The 5131-nt window shown below is 39.7% G+C and carries 5 protein-coding genes; 2 read left to right on the forward strand and 3 right to left on the reverse strand.

The annotated features are described in order from the left end of the window. Positions 1–1016, forward strand: a 1016-nt coding sequence (locus Q0212_RS05495) for a dicarboxylate/amino acid:cation symporter (RefSeq protein ID WP_297923380.1), incomplete at its 5' end; no start/stop codon positions are given. Between the two features lie 22 nt (positions 1017–1038). On the opposite strand, the gene Q0212_RS05500 is transcribed toward Q0212_RS05495, so the two are convergent. The 3 genes from Q0212_RS05500 to Q0212_RS05510 are packed head-to-tail and all read right to left on the reverse strand — an operon-like array spanning position 1039 to position 2744. Beyond that, entirely contained in the window at positions 1039–1638 is a 600-nt protein-coding gene (locus Q0212_RS05500; RefSeq protein WP_297923382.1) for an ACP phosphodiesterase, read from the reverse strand. Between the two features lie 42 nt (positions 1639–1680). Then, complete coding sequence (locus Q0212_RS05505; RefSeq protein ID WP_297923384.1) at positions 1681–2451, reverse strand: class II glutamine amidotransferase; 771 nt, start codon at positions 2449–2451, stop codon at positions 1681–1683. A gap of 2 nt (positions 2452–2453) precedes the next feature. Next, positions 2454–2744 carry a YkgJ family cysteine cluster protein gene (locus Q0212_RS05510; RefSeq protein WP_297923386.1) on the reverse strand — a complete coding sequence of 97 codons (291 nt, stop codon included), beginning with the start codon at positions 2742–2744 and terminating at the stop codon, positions 2454–2456. A gap of 128 nt (positions 2745–2872) precedes the next feature. On the opposite strand from Q0212_RS05510, the gene Q0212_RS05515 reads away from it, so the two are divergent. After that, positions 2873–5017 carry an acetyl-CoA hydrolase/transferase C-terminal domain-containing protein gene (locus tag Q0212_RS05515; RefSeq protein WP_297923388.1) on the forward strand — a complete coding sequence of 715 codons (2145 nt, stop codon included), beginning with the start codon at positions 2873–2875 and terminating at the stop codon, positions 5015–5017. Positions 5018–5131 lie beyond the last annotated feature (114 nt).

Below are 5131 nucleotides of genomic sequence, written 5' to 3' on the forward strand. Positions count from 1 at the left end.
ATCAGCAAATTCATCGTGTTTGGCAAATTACACTTGCTTGTTTTGCTTTAACAACCTGTATTGCCATTAGTTTAGGACTGGGAGCGGCACATATTTTTGAAACAGGTAAAGGCCTATCGTTGGCCTCATTACAAAGCTATGCTGCCACTGTAGATAGCAGTCAACTAACTGCCAGTGAGTTTTTGCAAAAGTTAGTACAAGGAATTTTTACTAATCCCTTTAATGCCTTAGCCCAAGGGAATATTTTGGCGATTGTTATGTTTGCCTTGTTTGTAGGCATTGCTTTAGCCATTAAAGGTCAAGAATACCCTCAACTACACAAACTATTTAATGAAAGCTTTAATTTATGTATGCAACTGGTTGGTTGGATTATGCAAATTGCGCCATTAGGCATTATGGCGTTGTTATTTAAATTGGTGCTTAGTGAAAACTCGGCTTTATTAGGTACATTAGCACAATTTATTGCTGTGGTGATTGGCACAACCTTATTACATGGCATTGTGATTTTGCCTTTAGTTTTGTGGTTATTTGCGCGTGTTTCACCCTTCACATTTTGGCGTGGTGCACGCCCTGCTCTGCTAACTGCATTTGCAACGAGTTCTAGTGCAGCAACCATTCCTGTTACCTTAAATTGTTTAGAAAAAGACTTAAAAGTCAGTCCTCAAATTAGTGGTTTTGTCGTGCCTTTAGGTGCACAAATTAATATGGATGGCACGGCTTTATATGAAGCAGCAGCGGCTTTGTTTGTGGCAAATTTAGTCGGGATTGAGCTAGGTTTGGGTCAACAAATCATTTTATGTGTGACGGTGATGTTAGCATCAATAGGCGCACCCGGTATTCCCAGTGCTGGCATGGTGACAATGGTCATGGTGTTGCAGTCAGTTGGTTTGCCTGCGGAAGCTATCGCGATTTTATTACCCATAGACCGTTTATTAGATACGGTACGCACCGCAGTTAATGTTGAAGGGGATATGGTCACCAGTTTGATTGTTGATAAACGAACTCAACTTGGTTGATGATTTTTTGAGCCATTATTAATCATAGATTATAAATGGCTCTAAACTCCTGCCGTTGCTGTTCAACAAACATCATTAATTCTGGAAAAAATAGCTTAAAATCAGTCACAAACAAATCATAATATTGCTCTAGTTCGGGCAGACAATCAGCCAAAAGATTCTCGCGTTTTAAACGTTTGGCAATACGTTGAATAGTCGTTTTAATGTGTTCAAAAGAGACATAATTGCTTAGCCAGTCTTCTTCAATCATGATGGGCAAGGCAAATTGTAATTTATCAGGCAAAATAGCGTGTTGGTTCAACAAATTAGCATAAACCTGTTGGCTAAAATCGGTTAAAGGTTGTTGATGATAATCAGCCCAATTTACAGCCAAAACATGATCATAAAAAACATCCAAGACTATGCCTGCATATTTTCTTTTTGGTGGGGGAAAACGTAATTTTGCTTGCTTAACAATCAAATGGCTATCGGTATAACTATCAATTTTGCGATGTAGCATGATTTCTAAGGCTAACTCTTGTGGATATTGTTGCCAAACATTGCCTTTGGCAAAATCGCCTAATAAGCCACCAATATTGTGAGGATGGTCGCCTGCTAATAATAAATGGGCTAAATAGTTCATCTTATTTTGTCACTCTCCATTTAAGGACCACCTCTTATTCCTTTACAGCACTTGTGTCACCTGTCCCTCACAAAAATAAACCATTTGACCACTCTGCATTGCCTGCCATGTTTCATTTGTGGTCAGAGGTGTTGTTGCAATCACAGCAACCCGATCATTGGGGGTTGTTACTTGGTTAAAATCAACTGACACATCATCATCCAGTAAATGAGCCACCGTAAAAGGTGCTTGGCGAATAATGTAATGTAGCTTGGTTGAGCAATGTGCAAACAACCATTCGCCATTAGACAACATAAAGTTAAACACACCAAGCTGTGCTAATTGTGGCACAAAATTTTTTAATACTGCTGCTAACTGCTCGACTGAAGGGGCGTGACTGAAATGCTGACGTAAATGTTCCAAAATCAAACAAAATGCCTGTTCACTATCTGTTTTTCCCACAGGACGATAATAATCACCCGTTAAAGCAGGTAAGTCTTTTAAATCGCCATTATGAGCAAAAATCCAATATTGTCCCCATACTTCCCGCTGAAAAGGATGTGTATTTGCCAAACTTACTTGGCCTTGTGTGGCTTTACGAATGTGGGCAATGACATTTTTTGATTTAATGGGATAGTTTTGGACTAACTGAGCAATGGGTGATTGTGCTGAAGGTAAATAATCTAAAAATACACGACTACCTTGCTCTTCAAAAAAAGCAATCCCCCAGCCATCACTGTGATGATCAGTGCGACCACCACGACAAGCAAATCCAGTAAAAGAAAAACAAATATCGGTCGGCACATTACAATTCATGCCAAGTAATTGACACATAGTTAACTCGTTAATATTTCTAGTTGGCTTAAATAAACCATCGCCTGCTCTTTTGTTAAGCCACACATACTAAAAGTTGGCTTTAAACTGCTACATACTTTAGGACGTTCTGGTAAACCAAACAATTTACAAAAACCTTGTTCATTTAATTGAATACAAGGAACACCCGCAGGTTTACCATTTAGCATATCAGGAATAGCCGAAGAAATAGAAGGCGCAATACAACAGGCGGCACACCCTGCACGACATACTATTTCTTCTTCTATCACACAAATATCAAACTTATTAATCATCAAAAATCTCTTGCCAAAAAAGGCTATTGGGGTATGCTCAAAGACATAAACCTTACAAAAATTAAGAGTTTTTGCTCTATAAACAAACTGTCACAATAAATTATCTTTTTCCTCTAGGAGTTACTGTTATGTCCGTTAAGTTCTATAACTCTATCGAACAAGCCGTCACTGATATTATTAATAAAATCGATGGCGATATTCGACTTGGCGCACCTTTAGGCTTGGGCAAACCCAATGCTTTTATTAACGCCATGTATCAACGGATTAGCAGCATGCCTGAGCGATGTTTGCATATCTTTAGTGCCTTATCCTTAACCAAACCAACGGCTAGCAGTGACTTAGAAACACGCTTTTTACAACCGTTTGTTGAACGTGTCTTTGGCGATTATCCCGATTTAAACTATGTCACTGACCTTAAAAACAATAAAGTTCCCAATAACATTAGTGTTAATGAATTCTTTTTAAAATCGGGTGATTGGCTCAATAATGCCAATGCTCAACAACACTATATCAACAGCAACTATACCCATATTGCCCGCGACATGGCACACAACGGTGTTAACGTCATTTGCCAGTCTATTGCGGTACGTGACGAAGCCGATGGCACACGTCGTTATAGCTTATCGTGTAATCCAGATTTAAGCGAAGATTTATTAGACTTATTACAACCGCGTCGAGAGGCAGGTGAACGTATTTTTGCCGTAGGTGTGATTAACCATAAGCTGCCATTTATGCCTAATGATGCCGAAGTCTCTGCCGATCAATTTGATATGATTATTGAAGATGCGGCAGGCACACACACCCTATTCTCCACCCCTAACATGAAAGTGGGTTTAAGTGATTATGCCATTGGTTTACATGCAAGTTCTTTAGTTCAAGATGGCGGTACATTACAAATCGGTATTGGCTCTTTGGGGGACGCGATTGTCCAAGGTTTAATGCTGCGTGATCGTGATAATGTCACTTACCAAAATATGATTCGCCGCTTAAACCACAATTTACCACTGTCTGCGGAGTTAGACTTAGCCCCCTTTAAACAAGGCTTGTATGGCTGTAGCGAAATGTTTGTTAATGGCTTTTTAAAGCTGATTCAAGCCAATATTATTCGCCGCCAAGTCTATAACCACACAGGCTTACAAAAACTGCTCAATCAAGGCTTAATTAGCGAAACTGTTTCTTTAGATACCCTCAACACCCTACGCGAACAAGGTCTAATTAGCTCTCCCTTAACAGGTGAGGACGTTGCCTTATTAACCCGTTTTGGCATTTTTACCGATGATTGCAGCGTTGAAGATGGCGTATTAATCGTTGGTGAGCAACAAATTAGTGGTGATTTAGACGATGCTGAAGCCTGTCAACAGATCGCTAGTTTATGTTTAGGCCAACGTTTAGAAAATGGCGTGATTATGCACGGTGGCTTCTTTTTAGGCCCTGCCGACTTTTATCAAGCCTTGCGTGATATGCCTGACGATCAACTCAATTTAATTAATATGAGCACCATTGCCTTTATTAACCAGTTATATGGTGATCGTTATGGCGATGAGAACCTAAAACGTGCTCAACGTGTCAAAGCACGTTTTATTAACACCTGTATGATGGCCACTTTATCAGGCGCGGCGGTATCAGATGCTTTAGAAGACGGGCGTGTAGTGAGTGGCGTAGGTGGACAATATAACTTTGTTGCTCAAGCGCATGAATTGCCCGATGCACGCTCGGTATTAATGTTGCGTAGTCATCGTATGGTTGATGGTGAAGTACGTTCCAGCATTGTCAAAAATTATGGACACATTACCATTCCACGCCATTTACGCGATATGTTTGTTACCGAATATGGCATTGCCGATTTGCGTGGCAAAAATGACAGTGACATCATTAAAGCCTTATTAAATATCAGTGATTCTCGTTGCCAAGAAGAATTGCGTGAATGGGCAGTGAGCAAAGGTAAATTATCGGCTGATTATGTGATTCCCAAAGCCTATACCAACAATACGCCTGAAGCCTTAGCGGAACGTTTGCAACCGTTTATGCAGCATTTACCGAGCTTTCCTTTTGGTACAGACTTTACCAAAGATGAATTAAACATTGTCAAAGCCTTACAATCCTTAAAAACTAGCACTGAGCATCCTCTGCAATTATTAAAAATGGTGGTTAGCTCGATTTTTAAAGATGAAGATGATGACAAAGTCCATCGTTATTTAGATCGTATGGGTTTTAACGAAACCCATAGCCTCAAAGAAAAAGTCATGAAACGCTTGTTTATGGGTAATATTTAAAGCCTTTAAGAGGCGATGTTATCGCCTCTTTTAAACAACACTTGAAAACAAGACGCTTGAATTGGTTCATGTCATAATGAAACCATGATCTAGGAACGATGTTTTATGCGTGTT

This window comes from uncultured Agitococcus sp. (genome assembly GCF_937920075.1).
GTDB lineage: Bacteria > Pseudomonadota > Gammaproteobacteria > Pseudomonadales > Moraxellaceae > Agitococcus.